The sequence below is a fragment of the Paenibacillus sp. Y859 genome (assembly GCF_056786405.1).
The window spans coordinates 310,950-333,895 of record NZ_JBXCIZ010000002.1; the positions used below are offsets into that span (position 1 = coordinate 310,950).

The 22,946-nt window shown below is 41.9% G+C and carries 20 protein-coding genes, 1 tRNA gene and 1 pseudogene; 14 read left to right on the forward strand and 8 right to left on the reverse strand.

Annotated features, from left to right (window positions below):
• Positions 1–33: 33 nt before the first annotated feature.
• Both AC1TO8_RS06280 and AC1TO8_RS06285 read left to right on the forward strand, forming a co-directional pair.
• Positions 34–6,423, forward strand: coding sequence for an S-layer homology domain-containing protein (locus AC1TO8_RS06280; RefSeq protein ID WP_482054743.1), 6,390 nt, complete (start codon positions 34–36; stop codon positions 6,421–6,423).
• Between the two features lie 238 nt (positions 6,424–6,661).
• Positions 6,662–6,895 carry a hypothetical protein gene (locus AC1TO8_RS06285; protein WP_482054744.1) on the forward strand — a complete coding sequence of 78 codons (234 nt, stop codon included), beginning with the start codon at positions 6,662–6,664 and terminating at the stop codon, positions 6,893–6,895.
• 207 nt (positions 6,896–7,102) lie between these two features.
• Here AC1TO8_RS06285 and AC1TO8_RS06290 read toward each other — a convergent pair whose 3' ends face one another.
• Positions 7,103–7,354 carry a hypothetical protein gene (locus AC1TO8_RS06290; RefSeq protein ID WP_482054745.1) on the reverse strand — a complete coding sequence of 84 codons (252 nt, stop codon included), beginning with the start codon at positions 7,352–7,354 and terminating at the stop codon, positions 7,103–7,105.
• Positions 7,355–7,533: 179 nt separating this feature from the next.
• Positions 7,534–7,770 carry a glycine zipper domain-containing protein gene (locus AC1TO8_RS06295; protein WP_482054746.1) on the reverse strand — a complete coding sequence of 79 codons (237 nt, stop codon included), beginning with the start codon at positions 7,768–7,770 and terminating at the stop codon, positions 7,534–7,536.
• 101 nt (positions 7,771–7,871) lie between these two features.
• On the opposite strand from AC1TO8_RS06295, the pseudogene AC1TO8_RS06300 reads away from it, so the two are divergent.
• Both AC1TO8_RS06300 and AC1TO8_RS06305 read left to right on the forward strand, forming a co-directional pair.
• A pseudogene (locus AC1TO8_RS06300) lies at positions 7,872–8,018 on the forward strand (IS66 family transposase); the annotation flags it as partial.
• Between the two features lie 230 nt (positions 8,019–8,248).
• Positions 8,249–8,866: a MerR family transcriptional regulator gene (locus AC1TO8_RS06305; RefSeq protein WP_482054747.1), complete on the forward strand. Its 618-nt coding sequence runs from the start codon at positions 8,249–8,251 to the stop codon at positions 8,864–8,866.
• Between the two features lie 886 nt (positions 8,867–9,752).
• Here the strand turns inward: AC1TO8_RS06305 and AC1TO8_RS06310 are convergent.
• Positions 9,753–10,280, reverse strand: coding sequence for a PH domain-containing protein (locus AC1TO8_RS06310; RefSeq protein WP_482054748.1), 528 nt, complete (start codon positions 10,278–10,280; stop codon positions 9,753–9,755).
• Positions 10,281–10,461: 181 nt separating this feature from the next.
• On the opposite strand from AC1TO8_RS06310, the gene AC1TO8_RS06315 reads away from it, so the two are divergent.
• A complete protein-coding gene (locus tag AC1TO8_RS06315; RefSeq protein ID WP_482054749.1) occupies positions 10,462–10,653 on the forward strand; it encodes a hypothetical protein in 192 nt (63 codons plus the stop codon).
• A gap of 345 nt (positions 10,654–10,998) precedes the next feature.
• On the opposite strand, the gene AC1TO8_RS06320 is transcribed toward AC1TO8_RS06315, so the two are convergent.
• Positions 10,999–11,070, reverse strand: a tRNA-Val gene (locus tag AC1TO8_RS06320).
• A 385-nt stretch (positions 11,071–11,455) separates the two neighbouring features.
• Here AC1TO8_RS06320 and AC1TO8_RS06325 point away from each other — a divergent pair.
• Entirely contained in the window at positions 11,456–11,899 is a 444-nt protein-coding gene (locus AC1TO8_RS06325; protein WP_482055236.1) for a GNAT family N-acetyltransferase, read from the forward strand.
• Positions 11,900–11,988: 89 nt separating this feature from the next.
• A complete protein-coding gene (locus tag AC1TO8_RS06330) occupies positions 11,989–12,228 on the forward strand; it encodes a DUF3892 domain-containing protein (RefSeq protein ID WP_482054750.1) in 240 nt (79 codons plus the stop codon).
• A gap of 62 nt (positions 12,229–12,290) precedes the next feature.
• Here AC1TO8_RS06330 and AC1TO8_RS06335 read toward each other — a convergent pair whose 3' ends face one another.
• Complete coding sequence (locus AC1TO8_RS06335; protein ID WP_482054751.1) at positions 12,291–13,028, reverse strand: MBL fold metallo-hydrolase; 738 nt, start codon at positions 13,026–13,028, stop codon at positions 12,291–12,293.
• Between the two features lie 521 nt (positions 13,029–13,549).
• On the opposite strand from AC1TO8_RS06335, the gene AC1TO8_RS06340 reads away from it, so the two are divergent.
• Both AC1TO8_RS06340 and AC1TO8_RS06345 read left to right on the forward strand, forming a co-directional pair.
• Positions 13,550–14,104, forward strand: coding sequence for a copper amine oxidase (locus tag AC1TO8_RS06340; RefSeq protein WP_482054752.1), 555 nt, complete (start codon positions 13,550–13,552; stop codon positions 14,102–14,104).
• Between the two features lie 100 nt (positions 14,105–14,204).
• Positions 14,205–14,510 (forward strand): DUF1292 domain-containing protein, encoded by a 306-nt coding sequence (locus tag AC1TO8_RS06345; protein ID WP_482054753.1) that lies wholly within the window; start codon positions 14,205–14,207, stop codon positions 14,508–14,510.
• 96 nt (positions 14,511–14,606) lie between these two features.
• Here AC1TO8_RS06345 and AC1TO8_RS06350 read toward each other — a convergent pair whose 3' ends face one another.
• Positions 14,607–16,082, reverse strand: a complete 1,476-nt coding sequence (locus AC1TO8_RS06350) for an aminotransferase class I/II-fold pyridoxal phosphate-dependent enzyme (protein WP_482054754.1) — start codon at positions 16,080–16,082, stop codon at positions 14,607–14,609.
• 129 nt (positions 16,083–16,211) lie between these two features.
• Here AC1TO8_RS06350 and AC1TO8_RS06355 point away from each other — a divergent pair, with 129 nt between their 5' ends.
• A complete protein-coding gene (locus AC1TO8_RS06355; protein WP_482054755.1) occupies positions 16,212–17,510 on the forward strand; it encodes an MFS transporter in 1,299 nt (432 codons plus the stop codon).
• A 29-nt stretch (positions 17,511–17,539) separates the two neighbouring features.
• Here AC1TO8_RS06355 and AC1TO8_RS06360 read toward each other — a convergent pair whose 3' ends face one another.
• The gene (locus AC1TO8_RS06360; RefSeq protein WP_482054756.1) at positions 17,540–18,163 is read right to left on the reverse strand and encodes a YktB family protein; all 624 of its coding nucleotides are present in this window, start codon (positions 18,161–18,163) and stop codon (positions 17,540–17,542) included.
• A 228-nt stretch (positions 18,164–18,391) separates the two neighbouring features.
• Here AC1TO8_RS06360 and AC1TO8_RS06365 point away from each other — a divergent pair, with 228 nt between their 5' ends.
• Both AC1TO8_RS06365 and gndA read left to right on the forward strand, forming a co-directional pair.
• Positions 18,392–18,988, forward strand: coding sequence for a hypothetical protein (locus AC1TO8_RS06365; RefSeq protein WP_482054757.1), 597 nt, complete (start codon positions 18,392–18,394; stop codon positions 18,986–18,988).
• A gap of 174 nt (positions 18,989–19,162) precedes the next feature.
• Positions 19,163–20,575: an NADP-dependent phosphogluconate dehydrogenase gene (gndA, locus tag AC1TO8_RS06370; protein ID WP_482054758.1), complete on the forward strand. Its 1,413-nt coding sequence runs from the start codon at positions 19,163–19,165 to the stop codon at positions 20,573–20,575.
• Here gndA and AC1TO8_RS06375 read toward each other — a convergent pair.
• On the reverse strand, positions 20,556–20,879 hold the full coding sequence (locus tag AC1TO8_RS06375) for a hypothetical protein (protein WP_482054759.1): 324 nt from the start codon (positions 20,877–20,879) through the stop codon (positions 20,556–20,558). The genes gndA and AC1TO8_RS06375 overlap by 20 nt on opposite strands.
• 188 nt (positions 20,880–21,067) lie before the next feature.
• Between AC1TO8_RS06375 and AC1TO8_RS06380 the strand changes: the two genes are divergently transcribed.
• A complete protein-coding gene (locus tag AC1TO8_RS06380; RefSeq protein ID WP_482054760.1) occupies positions 21,068–21,580 on the forward strand; it encodes a shikimate kinase in 513 nt (170 codons plus the stop codon).
• Positions 21,581–21,637: 57 nt separating this feature from the next.
• Entirely contained in the window at positions 21,638–22,927 is a 1,290-nt protein-coding gene (gene aroA, locus AC1TO8_RS06385) for a 3-phosphoshikimate 1-carboxyvinyltransferase (RefSeq protein WP_482054761.1), read from the forward strand.
• The last annotated feature ends 19 nt before the right edge of the window (positions 22,928–22,946 follow it).

Below are 22,946 nucleotides of genomic sequence, written 5' to 3' on the forward strand. Positions count from 1 at the left end.
TTAAGAGACAGCCACGAGGGGGATATCAGCAAAGTGAAAAAGTATTTACGTCAAATGAATGTAGCAGTTATTGTAGTTCTTCTTATTTCGTTATTCCAACCTGGAGCATTTGTTCATGCATCCATATCTGATCTGCCTTTAACGGACTATGGTTCCGTTATTGATGTTCGTAAGACAGAGCTTGCACCTGGAGCGATGTATACGTGGATGGATTTTCAGAATGATCGTGGTTTACAGAAAATACATACAGTTGAGTTCGATCCGCACAATCCAAATCTAGAGTTGCGGGCCGGTACGAAGGATGGCAAAGTTTACGGTATGAAAAGTGTAACGGATATGGCAGCTTATACAGACTCGCCTGGAAGTCGTGTTATCGCCGGGATTAACGGTGATTTCTATGAGATCTCGGGCTTTGCTACGGGGGTTCCTAACGGTCTGTTTGTGGATGATGGAGTGATATTGAACAGTTCTATTTCAGCTTTTACTTTCGGATTAAAAGCCGATGGTAGTTCGATTTATGGTGTGCCGAAGCTGAGCAAAACGGTGACTATTAACGGAAAGACTACCAATTTAACTAGTATCAACCGTTATCGGAATACGGATGAGCTCGTTCTGTACACGGCAGATTATAGTACGTCTACTAATTCGACCGATAAGGGCGATGAGGTTGTACTGGATATCCTCGAAGGTGAAGTGAAGAGTGGGCAGACTGTCAAAATGAAAGTGTCCGAGATTCGCAACAATCAGGGGAATGCGCCGCTTGTTAAGGGTAAAGTCGTACTCTCTGCGAATGGGGCATCACGTGCTGTGTTGCAGGGGGTATCGGTCGGGGATACGGTTACTGCGACCTTTACGCTTGATGGGGAATGGAATGATGTACGGGTTGCGATTGGCGGAGCGGGACCACTTGTAAAGGATGGAGTGGTTCAACAAGGCGTTGGACCTTTAGGGATACATCCACGCACGGCGATTGGCACTAAAGCGGACGGTAGCATCGTTCTGATCGAAATTGATGGAAGATCACCTGGTTTCAGTGAGGGTGTTGATACAGACGAGCTAGGCAATATTCTGAAGGATATGGACATTGTTAACGCCATGAACCTCGATGGTGGTGGGTCTTCCACTTTCGTAGCAAAAATGCCAGGAACAACAGGTGTGAAAATGATGAATCAGGGATCGGATGGGTACGAACGGAAAACAGGCAACAGCTTGCTGCTCGTCAACACAGCGCCAGAGAAGTCTGTAGTTTCTAAGCTAGTGGTACAGCCGAATGCGGAACGTATTTTGCAAGGATCAAACTATACATTCAAGGCAGCAGGGGTAGATGAGAATGGTCATCCAGCTTCGTATCCTGGAACATTGGATTGGCAGGTGGATCTGAATCTTGGAAGCATGGATACAAACGGAGTCTTCACTGCAGGAACGTCTGCAGGGACAGGAAATGTTACTGTTGTTGCCGGTGCGGTTCATGGTAGCGGTGCAATTGAAGTAGTGGAACAACTGACAGAACTTAAGTTTCCTGATGAGATCAAAACGTATTCTTCAGGCGCTACTGCACAACTGACGGTGAAGGCACTTCGAAGTGGACAGGTCATTCAGGCTGATAACGATAGTTTTGAGTGGCGAGTCGAAGGTGAGATCGGAACTGTGGACAATAATGGCTTTTTTCAGGCGACAAGCGAAAATGGGGAAATGGGCAAGATTTTTGCTAAGTACGGCAATGTGGAAACCTCTTTTGAGGTGAATGTGGGCTTACTTCCAGTAATTCTGGAGGATTTTGAAAATGGAATTGGTAAATATACAGCGACAAGCGCAGCTGCTAATAGTGTCTCGCTTACGGAAGTGACGGATCAGGACTTTGTTCGTAGTGGGGATAAATCCTTGAAGTTGGAATATGACTTCACTAATAAAACCGGTACATCTGGAGCATATGTATCCGCTAGCTCGATAAATAATCGTATCCAGATACCTGGATATCCTGAAAAGATAAGTATGTGGATTTATGGGGATGGCAAAAAGCACTGGCTACGTGGACAGATTCGTGATGGTACTAATGCGGCAGTGGCTGTAGATTTTACAAATGCCAGTGATGGTGTGGACTGGACGGGGTGGAAATATGTCGAAGTATCCGTTCCAAAGGGAAAAGCAACACCTCTGACGATGGATATGCCCGTTCGGTATATGGAGACGAGTAATCTCAATAAAAGTGCAGGTGCGATCTACGTCGATGATATTCGTGCCGTATATGGTCCATTAGATGAGGATATAACACCTCCAGTCATGAAGAATGCTTATCCTGCGGCGAACGAGATTATCAAAACGGCAACACCGACAATTTCGGTTAACGGAGAAGATGCTGGATACGATCCGGTTGTTCACCCAGGTACCACTCTAATTGATCCGGCGAAAATACGCGTGTATATAGACGATCAATTAGTAGAGCATGGATTTTATCCTCCAAAGGGACAGATTACTTATATACCTAAGGTTCCCCTAGCAGAAGGGCGCCATAAGATGAAAGTTGCGATTAGGGACATGAGTGGTAATCAGACTATAAAAGAATCGTATTTTGTAGTGAATTTAGGATCACCTTTCTATGTATATACGACACCGGAAGTACTGTATGTCGGTAATACGTATACATTAGATATTACTGCGGAGAAGGCAAGCAAGCTGAAGGAAGGACATATCACCTTTACGTTTAATCCAGATGCAGTGGTAGACCTGAAAGTGACTCGTGGCAGTAAGATAGCGGAACAGCAATTGAAATCGGTCATTAATTCTGCTGTGGGAACGGTTCGCCTGAACCTGAGTGATATCAATAAATCTAACTTAGATGACGTGGATATGATCGGTCAAATTCAATATACGGTCCGTAATGATTATGTTGGTCCTTATACGTTGGAACAGGCGGCAGGAGACATAACTAAGACGTTCGTGATTGAGAACTCATCTGGTTCTGTAACTTCAACAGAAGGGACTGGAGTGCCGATTAGCTTCATAGGGGCTCCTGCGGAATCTATTGTACAAACACAGTTAGCACTCTCCTGGAATCATTATGATATAGCCAAGGGCTTAGAAGCTTCCTTTACTGTAAAGGAGAGTCTTGGTGGGGGTGCTATAGAAAATGCGAAGTTGTTGATTGATGGAATTGAGGCAGGGGCTACTTCCAGTTCGAACGGAATGTTAACAACTGGAGCTGCGACTTCGTCAGAAGGAACATTCAAGATCCAAGCGGTGAAGGGCAATAGCTATAGTCCTGTCATGACGTTCAAGGTTGCTCCTTATGACGGTACTGCCGAACCTCGTAATACTAATGTTACGATGGGATTGGATGCAGCAACATCTCGTCAGTTCACATGGCAAACAGAGCCATTAACGACAGATACAATGGTTGAACTCGTTAATAAATCAGAATTCACTAGTTTTCAAGACACGAATGTGCTGAGAATTTCCGGAGGAAGTTCGATCTATAACACGAACAATGATGGAACGATGCGAGTCCATAAAGTGGAAGCAGTCGGTCTCACTCCTGGAACTGAATATGTATACCGTGTAGGTGATGGGAAGACGAACGTTAGTGAGCAGGGATCGTTTGTTACGAGTGGGGATCAGAATAACTCTACGAAGTTTCTTTTCATCGGTGATTCTCAGGCAGATTCCAAGGCAGGGTTTGCTCTATGGGGAAAAACGATTCAAGCGGCCTTTGATTATATGCCGGATGCAGAAATGCTCGTACATGCAGGGGATATGGTAGACAAAGGGTTCGAGCAAGAACAGTGGAACTGGTGGTTCGATGCTGGGAAGAAACAGTTGATGAACACAACGCTTGTCCCGATTATAGGGAACCATGAAGTGATGGGTACGAATGGCGACGGTGATTATTTGGCGCAATTCAATAACCCACAGAATGGTGCTGCAAGTGTGAAAGGGAGCAACTATTCCTTTGATATGAATGATACCCACTTTGTTGTCATGAATACAGAGCATTCTGGTAGCCGGTTTGCTGATCAGACACAGTGGCTAGAGCAGGATCTTTCGTCTACTGATAAGAAATGGAAGGTCGTATTCTTCCACCAGGGACCTTATGGTAGCATCTACTCGAATGAGAAAGTGCAGTCAGCTTGGGTGCCAGTGTTCGATAAGTATAACGTTGATCTTGTTATGAACGGTCATGACCATATTTACTTGCGAACCTTTCCGATGAAGGGCGGCAAGCAAGTAGCTGAAGGAGAAGGGACGAGATATGTGATCGGAGGTTCCTCTGGTCCTAAGTTCTATGCACTAACTCCTCGGGTATGGCAGGAGAAAATATATGATGAAGATGAGCAAATCTACACTGCGGTTGAGATTGAAGAAAATGAGTTATCGGTCATCGCAAGAACACTCGATGGCACGGAAATAGATCGGTTGGTGATCGGTAAATATGTACCGGATTCTATCACACTAGATCATACCGAGGTAGAACTTGAGCCAGGTCAAAGTATTCAGTTACAAGCTCAGATAGACTCGAGCATTGCTAATAGTACAAAGGTGAATTGGTCAGTCCTTAGTGATGCGGCAGAAGTTGCAGTTACCGTGGATAAGAACGGGTTGGTAACGGCCGTGAAGCCTGGTACTGCTAAAGTAAGAGCAACAATCGAAGGTTATCCGAATATGTATGCGGAAAGTACGATTACAGTAGACCTCCTACAATCCATTTTGTTGCAAGGAACAAGACAGCTAAAACCGGATGAAGTTGACCAAACGGTAACTGAAGCTGTATACGCATCGGGCAAACGGGTTGCCATCGTTGATGGGCTTCATTATTCTAGTTCGAATGAGGATGTTGCTACGATCAATGGACAGGGATTAATTCAAGCTCGGATGGAAGGATCAACAGTTATATCCGTAACTTACAGAGCACTTTCCGCCGATTACAATCTTATCGTCACGAATGACGAGACTCCTGTTCTAATAGATATAGCGATGAATGGACCAGACTCGTTGGAACAAGGAAGTAAAGGAATAGTTGTCACACAAGCGGTCTACAGTGACGGAAGTATGCAGGATTTGTTCGAAGGTGTTGTATATGACACCTCTGATCATATAATAGCTGTGGTCAATGGGGCTGGTGAGATTAGTGCGCTTAGTCCAGGAAATACTACCATTCATGCGATTTACAATGGATTAAGTACTAAATATTCATTGACTGTAACCGATGGCACGTCGGAACCGACACCGACACCGACACCAAACCCGGAACCAACACCTGGACCAATGACGTCGCCGTCACCTTCGCCAGGAGCTATAGTTAAACCGGGTGTTATGAAGATAACAGCAGCGCAGTTATCCGCAAAACCGAATGCCCAAGGTGAGGTTATTGTTTCTGTTGATGAAGCCCTTACTGAACTGATTATGCAGGGGAATGTTGTTGAACTACTTGGTGGTGCTTCGCTAAGAGTTAATACGACTGATCTGTCCGTTACGATCCCCGCCAAAGTGCTGGCTGAAATAAGTGGTTTGGTACCTGCTGGTGCCGCTGCCAACAGTACGATCTCGCTCCGATTGGATTTAATATCTAGCGACATGACATCGGAACTGATAGATCGTGCAAGCAGAGCTACGGGAGCGAAATTGAAGGCATTCAGTGATCTAAGGGATTGGTCGCTTAGCATCACGACAGAACAAGGAGAGAATTTCACGTTAAGACAGTTCGCAGAGCCAATTACGATTTCTTATCATATAGCTTCGAATGCGGATAGAAGTTTACTCGGCATATATTATATTAATGATGCTGGAAAGTTAGAATATATGAAGGGCGAATGGTTGGATGGTAAACTATTTGCACCGATCAGTCATTTCAGTAAATTCATTGTTTTAGAATATGACAAAGCATTTAGTGATCTGTTGCCGACTCATTGGGCATACAGTGCCGTGCAACAATTGGCGGCGAAACAACTTGTGCAAGGCATATCAGCGGATCAGTTTGATCCAAACCGAGCGGTTACGCGTGCAGAGTTCACCGCTATGCTGGTGCGCACACTCGGGCTGAGTGGTCAATCGGCAAATGTGTTTACAGATGTAGCATCTGACAAATGGTATGCGGAAGCCGTTGGCTTGGCAAGAGAAGCTGGCATTGTTAACGGTCAGACATCTTCACAATTTGAGCCAGATGCAAAAGTTTCACGTCAGGAGATGGCAGCTATGCTTGTTCGTGCTTATGGCTACGAAATGAGTAGTCCATCGACAGTGAGTAAGAAGGCTACAGCATTTACCGACATTGACGCTACTCCGCAGTGGGCTCAAGAGGCTGCTAGCGAGGCTAATGGACTTGGACTCATGCAAGGCCGTGCGGAAGGACGGTTTGAACCGAAACAAAACGGCACTCGCGCCGAAAGCGCGCAGATGATCATCAACCTGTTGAGTGTGATGAAGAAATAAAATAATGAGGTAACAGACCGCTATCTTTGGATGGCGGTCTGTTTTTTTGTGTTTTAAGTTTAAGGGGATGACCGTCATGTCCCAAGTAGTTGTACTAGGTTTATTGGATACCGTAGATGAAGGTGTTGTATAGTATGATAGAAAGTGCATTGTTTGAATAGAGCCTCTTAACCGGTGCTATTCATGTCTGTATAGAAATGCGATAATCGAGTAAAGACTATTATTTGGAGGCTGTACAATGGAAACTGAGGAAGAGCAGAGTGAACAAGTAATACCGGTAGAAGATGATGAAGGTAATTTCAAACTGTTGGTTGCAGAGAAAATACTTTATATTAAAGCCGAAGTTGAAGATGATCTTGATAGTGATGCGATATTCTATTACGAGGATGGCAAGAAATATAAAGGTGTCCACACCGAAAAAGCGGTAGCACAATTTAATGAATGGATTAAAAGTGAAGAAAACAAGAGTTAACATTTCGAGCGATCGGAAAGGGAGAGAAATATAAAATATTAAGAATGATTTAGAGAAGAGCATCCTCGCGGGTGTTTTTTCTTTTGACTTCATAATTTATAGATTAGGGGCATGGCTTTCTTGATTATTTAAGGTACTAAGTATGAGGGTATACAAATGGATGTCCTGGATAGATCCAGAACCTCCATCTTATCAAACACTAAGGTATTATCCATTCAAAAAAGGGCTTAGAGCTTCTATCTGCTTTTGTTTATACAATTCAAGCGTTCTATCAAAGTCGTTCATCATATCTTTATAGCACTGAGTATAATAGCAGAGCAACCTTTCGTGAGGTTCAAATCCTGATAAAATACCACCCAATTCTGATTCTCGTGAATATTCAAATTTTGCAAATTCTAAGGATAGATCATGACAAATTTTTTCCTTATCCTCATAGGCTATATGTGAGAAAAAATGCATTAAGTTTTACCTCCTCTCAAGAATAATAAAAAACTCAACATTTTCTCTATTCGACACAAGAGGACGAAATACCTATCGAAAGGAGAATGAACATGGATGAAAGTATTAGAAGGCTCTACCAGTTTAGATGCTGGTAGAGCCTTCTTTAACGTTAAACTTGAATCTTTGCTAGCACTTGTTTATTCTGATCGGTGTGTGTCGTCGTTATCTTCAACAGCTTTACCTACTTTATTGCCTAACGTTGCACCTGCGATGCCACCTACGATGGTTCCAATAGGACCCAAAGCGGAACCCATGACAGCGCCCACAGCACCACCACCCACGGTTCCTACAGTATTTCCAGTGCCAACGCCATCATCATTGTTCGTAGAGCGATCAGAACTATTGTTTCGATTACGTGCATTGTTTTTAGTCATCTAATCTCACTCCTCCTTTTTATGAACGCTGCTACTTATAGCGCAGTCCCAAAACATATCCTGCCCTAACTCGTTTGAAAGGATTCTAACGGGTGAGGCTGTTCCTCGAAGATGGAAGGCTCAAAATTAACAATAATCGAAGAGAACGAGCGATTAAGCCTTTTGCCATCGGTCGTAAAAACTGGATTTTCGCGAATACACCTCGTGGTGAAAAAGCTAGTGCTACCATATATAGCGTGTTTAAATCATAGTACAGCATAGATGAGTCCTCATTTTGTTGAACAGGTGGGGGCTATTTGACGCTTACGATTTTTTTGTTGGTTTCTTACTATTTTTATAGCGGCAATGAGCCTTTGTATGATCGTGGCTAATTGTGTGCGAGTTGCTGTATTGGCGATGACCCCTGGTTCACGCAGCGAAACTTAATGATATAGTTAAACACATAATTTAATAACTGATTGTACCTATGGAGGCTTGTATGAAGTATAAGATCAGTGAAATATCTGCACTACTTAACGTGACCACTAATACAATAAGAAGATATGAAAAAATGGGCTACATCACTTCGAGGAGGTCAGAAACGAGCAATTACCGATATTTCACCGAAGACGACATCACCATATTTATGAAGATCAGAAGAGATTGCGTTGCTCTTTCCTATGTGCTTTATCAAAGAGGTGACAAAATCTTAACTGAACCCAACAGAGTGACGGCCATAAATAATTATTTATATCTGTCACCGGAAGTACAGCGAATCTACTTGATCCGGAAAGAGGATATAGAGAACGACAATATCGTCCTAAATGCCGGCTGGACTATGAAAATGAAGGATGTAAAAAAATATAATATTAAAGAAAATGAATATACGGAAAGATATGAAAAACGGAAATCACTGTTTAGTGTGGCGAAGCTTCCGCTCCAGACGGACAAAACCAATGGGTGGTTGGATATACTGAAAGAACCAATTCGGTATATGCAGGAGCATAACCTAAAAATTGAGGGTGATATTATTGGAGTTGTCATATCCAACGCGTTGGAAGAAGACAGAGAAATGCAGTATATTTTGGTGGGTATACCCGTAACGGAATATTTATAAGCGCTTTATTGACTCTGGCACTGTGTCACCCTTTATATTTAAATTCATGTAAATAAATGAATTTAAATTGAAGGGGAATTGACACACATGCATAGGAAGGCGAAACGGTATGTTAGGAAGGACCTAATCCCATTAGGCAGGTCAAGGAAAGCTCTAAGAAAAATACTGAAAGTTATTATAATTTTTACTGTAGCATTCGGAAATTTTGGCGGAATCCAAACCGGCTAGTGTAGATAATACGCATACCAATATCTGGGGCGGGGCAAGTGACAATGGGGAGTCACCGGATACAAGGTATACGTAGACTCGCAATTGTTGGCAACGGTAACGGAGAGTGTATACAACCTAACGGGGTTGACTGCAGGAACCAGCTTATAAGGTTTATCAAGGAACTACACTGCTGACAACTGTGACTAGTTCGGTTTACACTTACAATGTGACCGGCTTATCGGCAGGAACAAGTTATACATTCACCGTACAGACGGGAGATGCGGCAGGCAACTGGTCGACCAGCGGACCGAGCGTGGCGGTAATTACAGTGAAGAATAGTCTATGCGAGGCCACTGAAAAACTTGTGATTTTAACTTGCTACAGTGTATGTAAATTGAAAAAGGCGACTTTTCATTCAGAAGTGATGAATGAAAAGTCGCCTTTAGTGCGCTTGGCAGCACGCCGACTAAGGAGTGAATAGTTATGATCGGGACCCGTAGGGCATTACTTAAACATCATTTAGGGGCTACGCAATCAGTCATAGCCACTAGGCATCTTTAATCCTAGACGAAGCACTATCTGGCGATTGATACTTGCACGAGCTACTATGCGTTTTTTGAGACTGGGTTTCCGCATTCCGATTTTCATAATATGGTCCCTAACGACTCAATTGTATTTACTCTAATAGTTTTTTCTTTTGTTCGCGGAACTCTTCGTCGGTTAGGAGGTTCTGCTCTTTAAGTTTCCCTAATCTTTCTAACTGGGACAATACGTCGTTGTTGGTTGGAGCCACTTGATTGGGTTCAGGCGTCTTGGCTGAGATAACTTTATTTCTGATAAAGTCAGAGATAACTTGAGCGTGTTTATTATCCATATTGTCTATGACTGCTGTATTTCCAGATCCAAGAATCGTGATTTCTCCTAATTTTAGAAATGACTTCTTTTCGAACTGAATCGAAGTGATCTTGTCGTAAGGGAAGTCCTCTATTTTAGAATTAAATAAAATTTTGAACATAAGGATTACCCGTTTGTCTGTCGCTATAATAAGACCAAATATCTTGCTGTATCTTCCTTTCGCTATTGCTTCTATGCGTTCGCCTTCAGTTAAAATACTCGGAAGTTCTTTGATTTCTTTATTTTTTAGAAAGTTGATTCCGCCATCAATTGCTTGTAACTGATTAAATATCTCTTCTAGGTTAGGCATAGTATCACTCCTGATAGTCCTCATCGGTTGAGGTATTCGCTACTAAAATATGACTTGAATACAGTCTATCAAAACTAGGTAAATATATCCATGTAACTATGAGAATATTTGATAAACACTCGAATAAGGAATGAATGTTCGTATATGATACAAGCGAATGTACTTATAGGGAGAGGGTGTCATGTCAGCTAAATATATCGGTCAAATAGTCGAGATTATCTATATGTACCAGTCAGGAAAGATTACACAAAGTCGCATTGAGGTAAACTCAATCCGTAACGAATTGATTAAAGCGACCGATCTCAGGATTGGATCACCACGGGCATTTCGCACGGACAATGTACTGACATGGCAACACATTAAAATATCTTAGGGGTGGGGAAATGCTTGAGGATCTAGAGCGTAAGATATTGTGGAAACTTTCTAATTTTTATTCGATGCATAAAATATTTCCTTCTATCAAGAAAAACAGAATACTGGAGTAGTTATTAATGTGACACTGGATTCCGATTGTGGTTATTATAGAAGGAAGTTAACTGAAGCTTAATGATCCTTTCATTATTAAATACCCCGCTAACCTTAATTGGTCGGAGGGGTATTTTTTTAGCTGTTTTGGGGCTATCGTACGAGAACACTCTTAAAATTTGGTGGTTGTTCACCAACATCTAACCAACCTATAAAAACAGAAAAACCCTTGATACACAAGGGTTTTCAGTGATGATCTGTACTGGATTCGAACCAGTGACCCCTACCCTGTCAAGATAGTGCTCTCCCGCTGAGCTAACAGATCGAAATGGTATTATATTATGTCAGACACAATGAATATCATACCAGTTGCGGGAGTAGGTGTCAATATCATATTATGAGAGGTTCGTAGTATGAAGTTGAAGAGATGCATCTTATGTAATGAGCCATTGCTCAGTATATGTTTCATTCATCATCCCATTTACGAGAGTAGCCCTTCTTGGTGACATAGTAGAAAGAGTAGATAAGGACGATGGTCATCACGACCACAGCAGTAATGGTAACTCCCATACCCATGAAGATATCCGACTCCTTTCGTGTTAGAATAGGTCTTGCTAATTAATCAAACTATACAACAATTTATTTTTTTTGTATAATAATTCGATTAGAAAAGGATTATGAGATATACGATCAGAGAGAGAGGTAATGAAATGGCTGCTGAAATTATTCATGTGAACACAGAGGAACAATTACAGTACGGAATGGATATTCGAACAAAGGTATTTGTGGAAGAGCAGCAGGTACCACTTGAGCTTGAAATGGATGAATATGATGCGATTAGTCCTAATGTGCATCACTTGTTAATACAAGATGATGAAGAATATGTGGCCACGGGTCGAATTATTTATTACGACGATGATACAGCGAAAATGCAACGGATTGCGGTTATAAAGGAATATCGTTCAAAGGGATTCGGTCGCGTGTTGATGATCGCGATGGAAAAGTTGGCGGTGGAGCTAGGATTGCAATATGCGGTACTGGATGCTCAATGCCAAGCGGAGTCTTTTTATGCTAAGCAGGGATATGAAGTAATCTCAAAGGAACCTTTCGATGATGCCGGAATTTTACATGTTCGTATGAAGAAGAAGTTATAGTTCCAACCTGCATCAAACCATCACCTATTGGGAAGCCTAGACGATAGCCCTGAACATCATTAGAAAATCAATTAAAAGGAGCGATCGCTATGGAAACATCAGGCCGTGAACAATTTGTTGCTGTGCAGAAGAACGGGGATGGGGATCTAACGGCATTTCAGACTTCATCAGGTCGTGTGTTGGCTTATGAACAAGCGCTGCAGGAAGTGAATGCAGGGACGATTGCTGGCGTTAATATATTTAAAGGGAAAGATGGAGGATTGTACATTCGTGGAGATGCGGATGGAGATCCATCTAATAACTTAGATCAGTTACCTATTTTTGAATAATGCAAGACTGAAAGAGCCAGCTGTAGACTCCCGCAATGGAGCCGCAGCTGGCTTTCTTTTATTTAAAACTCATAAATCAGATTCTGCTCTAAGAAGGTCATGCTACCTGTCTCATTAAGAAAGTGATCCTTCTCATCACTGTAATGCATTAGGTAGATTCTTTGTTGAATATCTTCAGATAGAGTTAGAAGCTCTTGAAGGGTTGTGTGAACCTCTCCAGGACCTTGCAATTGGCACTCATGAAGGATCGTCTTGCATCCGCGTGTTTGAACGAGGCGGCGAAGTAGTGAAGGGTCAAACGTCATGTCAGCGCTGTAAAAGATGCTTTCATTAATATATATAGAGTAACTTGATTTGCCTGGAATATGTTTCGTTGGAATTAATTCTACTATCATATGTTCGGTTATGTAATGAGGTTTCAGCGGCTGAAGCGGCCGTACGTCAAAGATGTCCTCTAATCTGGTGATTTCCCCGGCTTGATAACATCCACCTTTTAAAGTGTTCTCCCATAATGGTTCAACGAGATCATCTGAGATATAAAGAATCATCTTGCGCTTGTATATGTACTTCATTTGGAAAGCTAATTCTTCGAGTCCACCTACGTGATCTGCGTGAATATGGGTGATGAGTACCGCATCTATTTCATTAAAAGCTTTGCCCAAGTTGTGAAGTGCAAGTGGTGCTGTTATGCCACAATCAATGAGAAGAGTGAACTGTTCATCATAGAGTAAGGCATTGTTATTGTAATAGCTTTTGGCAAAAGCATTTCCAGTTCCGAGCATTTCTAATTGTAAACTCAAGATGATTACCTCCTTTTCTTGTCAGGTATCATTAATATAGCATTCATTAGGTAGTGGCGACAGCAATAATTTTCATAGAGGATGTACAAAAAGTTATAGTTCAGCGTTCCCATTAGGTGGAATTCCCATACAATAAGGTATGGTTATACATCTGGAATGGGGTGTGATGATGGTTAAATCTATAAGTAAGAAACCAGTTCAACCTAAAGGCGAAAAGGTAGTAAAAGAAATGAAACTTGTTACATCTCAAGTATGTGAAGTTTGTAAGACACCTTGTGCGGATGGAATAAGGTATAGAGAAAGAATGAGGATACCTGGCGCATTAGGGAACGGTATTCCTTGTATTCTAACCAAATGGAGTAAATAAATAGTAATGAACATGAATGCTACGAAAAACCTGCAGAAATCAGTTCTGTAGGTTTTATTTAGGCGATACCCTCTTTTGACCGCAACTTGCACATAAATGTTGTGTATATATGTATAGCATCATGAATGGAATAGGTTGGAGGGGGCGTTTTATTATGAGATGGAAAAAAATAATAGTGAGTACAATTGTCATGTCCCTCATGGGGGGGTCCTTGATGTTTGCCGATCCAGTCAACGAGAAGATTCGCTTTTGGGTAAATGGGCAGGAAGTTCAAGATGGTGGTTTTGTTTTAGAGGGGCGGACGTATGTGCCTATTCGGTCGTTTGACGGCCATGTGAGCTGGGACTTTAATAATAATCAGCTTAAAGTGATTAAGCCTAATGTGCATATCTTTCTATTTAAAGGAGATACGGTATTCGGCAACGTAAATAAAGGTAAACTGAAGTTTAACGTATTTAGTCAAGTGGATAATTTAACCGAGACTATCAAATCAGTGAAGGTGGCCATAACGGACCCCTCTGGTAACACTAAGGATATTCAATCGCAGGATCTAAATAGTGATCAGAAGGATAACTTTTGGTTTCGAACAGATGATTTTACATATGATTTCAAGAATGCAGGGAAGTACACTATCGGATTCTATCTTAAATACTCTGAAGATTCAGAATATGAACTGGTCTCACAAAAAGTCATTACAGCCTTAAATTAATAATTAAACTTGCGATATGTGACAGGTGAAATTGACCTGAAATGTCTTCCATGGTACGATACCAAAGTATAAAAATTCTAACTTGAAGTGAGGTGTTAAAATGAGCGATCACAAACATGAACACGACGAAAATTGTAATCATGATCACGAGCATGATGAGGATGAGTTGGTCCTTACGTTGACGGATGAGAATGGTACGGACGTGGAGATGGTTCTTGTAGAGACTTTCGACGTTGGTGAGAAGGTCTATGCTCTGTTACTCGAACGTGAGAACCCTGAAGCAGACGGCATTATCCTTCGCATGGAAGAAGAGGACGAGGAAATGGTTCTTTATAACATCGAGGATGAAGAAGAGTGGAACGCTGTAGAAGCCGTTTATAATGTGCTTGTTGCACAGCAAGAATAGATGACATTCTGTCCTTACATAAAGAAGCTCCGTACCGACTAGGTACAGAGCTTTTTTTGTGTTATTGATATTCAAAGTTTGGATTATGTTTAAAATTTAGAAAATGGCATCCGTCTCAACGATAACCTTGATATTGTGAATATAGCGGTCTTCAGGTCCTTTAACAGGCAAGCCTACTTCGATATGATCTATAATATAATCGATATTATCTTGGGAAATGACTTCACCTGGAAGTAGAATAGGAATCCCTGGTGGGTAGACATATATAAATTCGGCAATAATTCGGTCAGCAGACTCTTTAAATGGAATAACCTCGGTATCTCCATAGAACGCTTCTCTCGGATTGATGGAGAGTAGCGGGATTTCCGGAATTTTGATAACCAACTCATAAGCTTGGTTCTCCACGTAATAGGTGTCTGAGAGCTCACGTAAGGCGGATAGGAGGATCTCAATGGTATCTTCTTTATCCCCTGGCGTAACGAGACAAAGGATATTATACATATCGCTTAATTCAACCTCAAGATTATACTGCTCGCGTAGCCAATTCTCTGTTTCATATCCCGTAATTCCAAGATGACGTACATGAATCGTTAGTTTGGTAGGATCGAGATCATGCGTAGCTTCGCCACCAAGAATCTCTTTGCCGAAGCAATACAGACCATCGATCATGTTGATTTCATTTCGCGCATATTGTGCAAGTTCGATGGCTTTCTGTGCTATGGCATGTCCATTTAGAGCTAAATTACGTCTGGATGTATCTAGCGAAGATAGCAGAATATAAGATGTTGAAGTTGTTGTCAACATACTAAATATGGTTTGCGCACGCTGTGGATTTATTAACCCGTTCTTCACATTCAGATTTAGAACGGAGCTCTGAGTCATAGAACCACCTAGTTTATGAACACTAGTGGCAGACATATCGGCCCCAGCTTCCATAGCTGATGTAGGAAGATCTTCATGGAAATGAATCAATACACCGTGAGCTTCATCGACTAGCACAGGAACATTGCGACTGTGAGCCAGCTCGACAATCTCCTTTAAGTCTGCACATAATCCGAAATAGGTTGGGTTGATAACTAAGACCGCTTTCGCATCAGGGTGTCGGTCAAGCGCTCTTTTAACAGAGGATGTTGTAATTCCATGATCAATCCCTAAATTCTCATCTCGAGCAGGGGAGACGAATACTGGTTTAGCCCCGGAAAAAACAATGGCTGACATGATAGATTTATGAATGTTTCTGGGAATGATAATCTTATCACCTGGCGAACAGGTGGATAGAATCATTGTCATAATAGCACCGCTTGTACCTTGTACACTAAAATAGGTATAATCAGCTCCAAAGGCATCAGCTGCCAATGCTTGCGCTTCTTCAATGACACCAGTTGGCTGATGTAAATCATCGAGCGGAGCAATATTGATTAAGTCTATGGAAAGGGCATTATCCCCAATGAATTGACGAAATTCTTCATCTGATCCTCGACCCTTTTTGTGACCAGGTATATGGAATTGTACGGGGTTAGTAGCAGCATGGTTTTTCAGTGCTGTAAAAAGCGGTGTTTTACTGTGATCCATGGAAATTTCACACCCTTTCTTAAATAAAATACAAGGATGAGTATAACAAATCGGGGGGGGAATGCAAGCTTTTGTTCAATGGAGTAACATTATGTATAGAAGATACTATTTAGGGTGAAGGGAGTTACGATGACAGAGATTACTACGCCAGCTTCAAAGAGAGCTGCAAATAATCAATTGAGGTCTCCTTTTTTCGTGGAGCTGATGATCATTATATTTCTAGTTGAGTTTCTAAAGGGCTCCCTACTTGTAACACTCTTGCCCATATATATGAAGAACTCTCTAGGGTTAACGGCTTGGACTGTGGGTGTAGCGTTCTCCTTGCAATATGTTGGTGATAATCTCTTTAGAAGTCCTTTTGGTTGGTTAGCAGAACGATTAGGATACCGAAAGACGATGTCAGGAGCGCTACTGATGACCGTTATTGCGGTGGTGATCATTGCCTTCACCTCTACCCCGGTGTGGATCGCTATAGCATGTTTAATTCTAGGGATCGGTACATCTCCACTATGGCCCTGTGCAATGACAGGTGCTACAGAAATTTCGGGACCTAACAATAGCAATGGTACTGCGATCGGGGCGCTAGAAACGGCTTCATTACTGGGAATAGGTGCGGGTCCTATTGTGATGAATTTTCTAATGCAACGGACAAGTTCGAATTATCACACTTCTTTTTTAGTACTCATTGGTTGCGGTATCGTACTTGTGTTAGTTGCCTTGCTTCTCCCGGGGAAAGTGAAGAGTGTACAGCAACGCAGGGTGCTAGAAGAGGTCACACATAAGAATGTCATCATATTAATGGTCTCTAAGGCTAAACAATTGATCATTAGTGTTAAGAAGACAATGTATGAAGTGAAACATTCATTACAAGTAAGCTGGCTTGTCTATCCTGCGTTGTTCCTGCAGTCATTTGTCATTGGGATATTAACGCCTGTTATAACCTTATATGTACAAAGTGAACTGGGGTTCTCTCCGAATATGTATAGTCTACTGTTAATTGCTGGAGGGGGAATAACAGTGATTGCATTGATTCCTTGTGGCAAATTAATTGATCGTTTCGGAACGGCTCCATTCCTACACGGTGGATTTCTTCTTGCGGGAATATCGATCTTCCTATTCTCAATGGTACATTCCGTATGGCTTGTGTTTACTATAGTAGCGCTAATTGGGGTGAGCTATGCTTTTATTTTACCCGGATGGAATACTTATGTGTCTCATTTAGTGCCTAAGGGGGAACGCGGAGCGATTTGGGGATTTTTCCTGACCCTGCAAGGATCTGGTATGATAGTAGGTCCTCTAGTATCAGGTAAGATATGGGATGTTATGGGGCATGAAGCCCCATTTATAGCAAGTAGTTTAGTGATGGCTATCTTGTTCGTTGTCCATTTATTGTTAACGCGTAAACCACGGACAGGAACGACGGTGTGAGGATTAAGAGTGCGAGTTTTGAATAACCTCTAAAAAGACATTTTGTACAGCGGTAATAGTTGTTCAAATGTGCTATGAATAAGGGCTAGTAATTCCTCACCGCTATGAAGAATGGGATCATCATTATCAATGCGCAATCCACACATGATTTCGGCTTTCTTTACGGTAGATAATTTGTGAGCCATAGCTTTCAGATCAGCACTCTTTACATCTGAGTGAAGTGTTCCACGGGGATCCATGTGATCCATGGACCAATAGAATTGTTGCGGGACCAACTTATTAATTGTTGTGGTTTGCGCTTGGAGTTGCTTGGCAAACTGCAATTTATTAGGACTTTCATAGATGACGGCGAATATAATAAAGAGATGAGATTGAAACATACCCACTTGAAAATGAGGTAATGCTTTATATCCTCTTTTACTAGTTCCCCAAGCGACCCAAGTATCCTTAGGCGGATTGACTTTACGGCGTGCGTGCTTGGCTACATGTGGATAGATCTCTTCTCCGCAGAGTGCGGACAGGAATGGAGCTATCTCTGTTCCGAGTAATTCTAACTTTGGACGAACATTAGCTATGAGAGCTTGCATACGATGTTCGAGACCTGGAACGTTAAAAACGTCAAAATCCTGTTTCGTAAATCCTGTGAACGACATGGTAGTGCCTCCTGTATGCTTGTTTGAATTGGTATCACAATATGATAACACACCTTTAAGTCGAGGATTAAGGTTGGCCGATTTCTCTTATTTGCAGAAGAATGTTTAATGATGATTTTTTTAGGGTAAAAATAGTCAATAAACCAAGTTACCATTACATAAGATAAAGTATAAAATATAGTATGGAGATGATCCTGTTGTGTAATAGCCAATTTAGGAGGGAGTGCCATGAACAAGAGCTGTGAAGTTGAGTACTGTAATCTGGAGCTCCGATTCAATCGGCGACATATTCAAGACTTGATCAAGGATTTGATTCAAGAGGGCTATTCCCTTTATTGGAGTGAGAATGAGACATTATTTATTGTTTCAGTGAGGACGGGACGGAAATTAGTTAAACTGCGTTTTTTAAAAACGCGTAGCGGTTATAAAATGGTGGGAGATTATATTATTCGTGACGCTAAACTTTCCGATTGGATGGAGAAGTTAATTGGAGACACAAGAGGACACGCGGTTGTGAAACGATTTAAGGATAGACAGGTTCTTATTGAGAATATATTGTTCGGAGAAGTAATTCGCTTGGTGGAAGTATCCGGTTATGAACAACGGGTGCTGTACCAAAAGGGAACATATTTCAGTGAACGAGAGATGAACGACATGTATTATTCACTAGAAGGAGATCTACGATTACAAATACGACGGATTGAAGTGGACGAAGAATTAGAGAAGTTGTATGAAGCAATGAAGGAAAATGACACGGTGGAGATGGAGCTGTGCAAAGAACGACTTCGAGAATTATGCCAGGAATTGTTGGCCCTTGAATGGTGAACCTGTCCTTTGTTAACAATAAGAGGGACAACTGAGAGAAACACCTCCCAAACTTGTGAGGTGTTTTCTGTATCGGGAAATAGTAAGAGGGGTTCACTTCTTGGTTTAAAAACGGTAATATATAAGATGAGCGTTAAGATTTTATAATAAACAGAGCAAAGGATGAGAAACCAAATGGCAAAACAACAAATAGGAGTCATTGGACTTGCTGTAATGGGTAAAAATTTAGCTCTTAACATTGAGAGTAGAGGCTTTTCTGTCTCTGTATACAATCGCTCTCCCGAAAAAACGCAAGATCTTCTGAAAGAAGCTGAAGGTAAAAATTTAAGCGGTGCTTTTTCCGTTGAAGAATTCGTAGGTTCGCTTGAAGTACCTCGTAAAATTCTTATTATGGTACAAGCAGGTAAAGCTACGGATGCAACGATTGAGCAGTTATTGCCATTTCTTGATCAAGGCGATATCATCATCGACGGGGGTAATGCTTACTTCCCTGATACTGTACGTCGCAGTAAAGACCTTGAAGGTAAAGGCTTCCGTTTCATAGGAGCGGGTGTCTCTGGTGGAGAAGAAGGAGCGTTGAAAGGTCCTTCGATCATGCCTGGTGGTCAAGAGAGCGCTTATCAATTAGTTGAGCCAATTTTAACAGCGATTTCCGCTAAAATAGATGGCGAGGCTTGTAGTACATATATTGGACCTGACGGTGCAGGACACTATGTCAAAATGGTGCATAACGGTATCGAGTATGGTGATATGCAACTCATTTGTGAAGCATATCAGCTATTGAAGGATGTTCTAGGTCTGGATGCTAAGGAATTACATGAAATTTTCACGGAATGGAATAAAGGGGAACTGGACAGTTATTTGATCGAAATCACTGCCGATATTTTCTCGAAGTATGATTCCGAGACAGGTCTTCCAATGGTGGATGTTATTCTTGACTCAGCAGGACAAAAAGGTACCGGTAAATGGACAAGCCAAAGCTCCCTTGATCTTGGCGTACCATTGTCAATGATTACTGAATCGGTATTCTCACGCTTCTTGTCTGCAATGAAAGAAGAACGTGTAGAAGCTAGCAAAATTTTGAATGGACCTGCAACTGAACCTTTCCAAGGCGATAAAGCTGAGTTCATCGAAAATGTTCGTAAGGCTTTGTTTACGAGTAAAATCGTATCGTATGCTCAAGGATTCGCACAACTACGCGCTGCTTCTGATGAGTATGAATGGAACTTGAAATATGGTGAACTTGCAAAAATTTGGCGTGGTGGCTGTATCATCCGTTCCCGTTTCTTACAGAACATTACGGATGCATACGAGAACAATGCCGATTTGAAGAACTTGTTGCTTGCTCCATTCTTTAAAGATATTTTGGAGAATTATCAAGGCGCTTGGCGTCAAACGATTTCAGCAGCAGTTACACGTGGTATTCCAGTACCTGGATTCGCAAGTGCTCTTGCTTACTACGATAGTTATCGCTCAGAGAAATTGCCAGCCAATCTACTTCAGGCGCAACGTGATTACTTTGGTGCACACACGTTCAACCGTGTGGACAAAGAAGGAAGCTTCCACTTTAACTGGATGGAACAATAGGCTGTAAGGGAACCAGTCCATACAAGGCTTCCATTAGGCAATAACGAATGTTATCTTGTTCAAGATAACTTGCGCCAGGTCGCTTAAGAAGTAGTATACTGAGCTCTCCGAAGTATTGGAAATTACGAAGTAAACGTGGCTTAGGGAGTTCCAGCAATGCTGGATCACCTTGGGCCACTTTTTGTTGTACATAATGAAGAACCCATATCATATCGTCACGGCATAACATATGACGGACATCACAAATTTCTTCAAGGCGTCTTAAGCTTGAATTAGCGCACGAACGACTCTGAGAATGGTGCATGAATTAAACTCTCCTCTTAAAGCAGTCTATTTACAGCTCATTCTAGTATATGTAACTCTAGTAGAAATAGAATCTTCCTCGTGTAGTATGATTGTCGAAACTTTTAGGGCTGTGTTATGATATGAAACAACGAGTTCGCAATATCTTTTGGTAATGATAGATATAGGGTGGAATAAAGGGGTGGTCGTTTGCGTCAAACACAACATAATATTATTCTGATAGGAATGATGGGTACGGGCAAATCTACTGTAGGTAAATGGCTCGCACAGCATCTTGAATATAATTTGGTTGATTTAGATGCAGTTCTGGAAGCTCATGAGGGATGTAGCATTGCATCTATATTTACGAACCAAGGGGAAGCTTATTTCCGTCAGGCTGAGACTGGTATATTACAGAAGGTACTTAACGGTAGAAATCAGGTTATCGCTACAGGCGGTGGAGCTGTGCTGAATCCAAAGAATTGTGAGCTAATGAGCCAAGGTAGCTGGGTAGTTGCTTTGACCGCCGAAGCGGAAGATATCGCATCACGTGTTCAAGGGGACGGCCTGAGACCATTACTCGCAGGAAATACAGAAGAGAGAATACGTACGATTCTTGAAGAACGTAAGAATGCATACCTGTTTGCTGATTACACAGTGAATACATCTTTATTCTCTGCGGAACAAGTAGGTTCGATGATTTTAGCGAATTACCGCGTTTAAGAACGTTTGCGGTGATAGATTATCTTGACTATATGACTACAAAGGAGTTATTTGATAATGGACATTATTGTTAATCCGACACATCAATTAAAAGGGAATATTGGAGCTTTGTCTTCTAAGAACTATACAACGCGTTATTTACTTGTTGCTGCATTGGCAGAGGGCACGAGCACCATTTATTTCCCAGCACATAGTGAAGATAGCGATGCAATGAGACGCTGCATTCAGGATCTTGGAGCAACGCTTATTGAAGACGATGAGAAGGCTGTCATTACAGGTTTTGGTAAGCATCCAAAAGATGTGAAAGAATTGAATGTTGGAAATGCTGGTGCTGTTTTACGGTTCTTGATGGGGATTGCGGCGTTATGCCCAGAAGTAACATTTGTGAATACATATCCTGATTCTTTAGGAAAAAGACCTCATGATGATCTAATCGAAGCGCTAGGTCAATTAGGAGTTGAGGTTGATCATCATGACGGTAGATTACCGATAACCATTCGTGGGGGCAAGCCAACGGGTGGTAAAATTAAGGTGTCTGGTGAGGTCAGTTCACAATATTTGAGTGCGCTATTGTTTCTAACACCTTTGTTAGATCAGGACAGTGAGATCGAAGTTCTAGGGGATTTGAAATCGAAGGTTGTCGTAGGCCAGACACTTGAAGTTCTTGAGCAGGCTGGAATTGTTATTCATGCTCGTGAGGACTATATGTTGTTCCAAGTTCCGGGAAGACAATCCTACGAAGCGAAGAACTATACGGTTCAAGGTGATTATCCAGGTTCAGCTGCCATATTGGCCGCGGCTGCTGTTACGCAGTCTGATGTCGTTGTAGAACGATTGTCTGTCTCAAGTAAGCAGGGAGAACGAGCGATAGTTGATGTATTACAAATGATGGGGGTTCCTCTTACCCATGAGAATGATATTGTTCATGTTAAGGGCAACGGTAAATTGAAAGCGATAGAATTCGATGGTGATGCAGCTACGGATGCAGTGCTTGCCATGGTTGCGGCAGCGGTATTTGCTGAGGGGACATCGAGGTTCTATAATGTAGAGAATTTAAGGTATAAAGAATGTGATCGAATCACAGACTACTTGGCAGAGCTTCGTAAAGCAGGAGCAAATGTAGAAGAGCGCCAGGCGGAGATTATTGTCCATGGACGTCCCGAGGGCGTTGAGGGTGGTGTGGAGATTAATGCACACTACGACCATCGTGTAATAATGGCCTTAAGTATCGTTGGATTAAGATCCGAACGACCAATCCGCATTAAAGATGCTCACCATGTTGCAAAGTCCTATCCGCATTATTTTGATCACTTACAAGCACTCGGTGCACAAGTAGAATGGGTTTAATCAGTCCTATACTTTAGGA

What these genes read in the sequence shown, in the direction of transcription:
- AC1TO8_RS06330 (WP_482054750.1), top strand. Translation starts at nt 11,989, where the DNA reads ATGGAAACATCAGGCCGTGAACAATTTGTTGCTGTGCAGAAGAACGGG.
- AC1TO8_RS06315 (WP_482054749.1), top strand. Translation starts at nt 10,462, where the DNA reads ATGTCAGCTAAATATATCGGTCAAATAGTCGAGATTATCTATATGTAC.
- gndA (WP_482054758.1), top strand. Translation starts at nt 19,163, where the DNA reads ATGGCAAAACAACAAATAGGAGTCATTGGACTTGCTGTAATGGGTAAA.
- AC1TO8_RS06305 (WP_482054747.1), top strand. Translation starts at nt 8,249, where the DNA reads ATGAAGTATAAGATCAGTGAAATATCTGCACTACTTAACGTGACCACT.
- AC1TO8_RS06375 (WP_482054759.1), bottom strand. Translation starts at nt 20,879, where the DNA reads ATGCACCATTCTCAGAGTCGTTCGTGCGCTAATTCAAGCTTAAGACGC.
- AC1TO8_RS06290 (WP_482054745.1), bottom strand. Translation starts at nt 7,354, where the DNA reads ATGCATTTTTTCTCACATATAGCCTATGAGGATAAGGAAAAAATTTGT.
- AC1TO8_RS06345 (WP_482054753.1), top strand. Translation starts at nt 14,205, where the DNA reads ATGAGCGATCACAAACATGAACACGACGAAAATTGTAATCATGATCAC.
- AC1TO8_RS06310 (WP_482054748.1), bottom strand. Translation starts at nt 10,280, where the DNA reads ATGCCTAACCTAGAAGAGATATTTAATCAGTTACAAGCAATTGATGGC.
- AC1TO8_RS06365 (WP_482054757.1), top strand. Translation starts at nt 18,392, where the DNA reads ATGAACAAGAGCTGTGAAGTTGAGTACTGTAATCTGGAGCTCCGATTC.
- AC1TO8_RS06285 (WP_482054744.1), top strand. Translation starts at nt 6,662, where the DNA reads ATGGAAACTGAGGAAGAGCAGAGTGAACAAGTAATACCGGTAGAAGAT.
- AC1TO8_RS06355 (WP_482054755.1), top strand. Translation starts at nt 16,212, where the DNA reads ATGACAGAGATTACTACGCCAGCTTCAAAGAGAGCTGCAAATAATCAA.
- AC1TO8_RS06295 (WP_482054746.1), bottom strand. Translation starts at nt 7,770, where the DNA reads ATGACTAAAAACAATGCACGTAATCGAAACAATAGTTCTGATCGCTCT.
- AC1TO8_RS06360 (WP_482054756.1), bottom strand. Translation starts at nt 18,163, where the DNA reads ATGTCGTTCACAGGATTTACGAAACAGGATTTTGACGTTTTTAACGTT.
- aroA (WP_482054761.1), top strand. Translation starts at nt 21,638, where the DNA reads ATGGACATTATTGTTAATCCGACACATCAATTAAAAGGGAATATTGGA.
- AC1TO8_RS06350 (WP_482054754.1), bottom strand. Translation starts at nt 16,082, where the DNA reads ATGGATCACAGTAAAACACCGCTTTTTACAGCACTGAAAAACCATGCT.
- AC1TO8_RS06325 (WP_482055236.1), top strand. Translation starts at nt 11,456, where the DNA reads ATGGCTGCTGAAATTATTCATGTGAACACAGAGGAACAATTACAGTAC.
- AC1TO8_RS06340 (WP_482054752.1), top strand. Translation starts at nt 13,550, where the DNA reads ATGAGATGGAAAAAAATAATAGTGAGTACAATTGTCATGTCCCTCATG.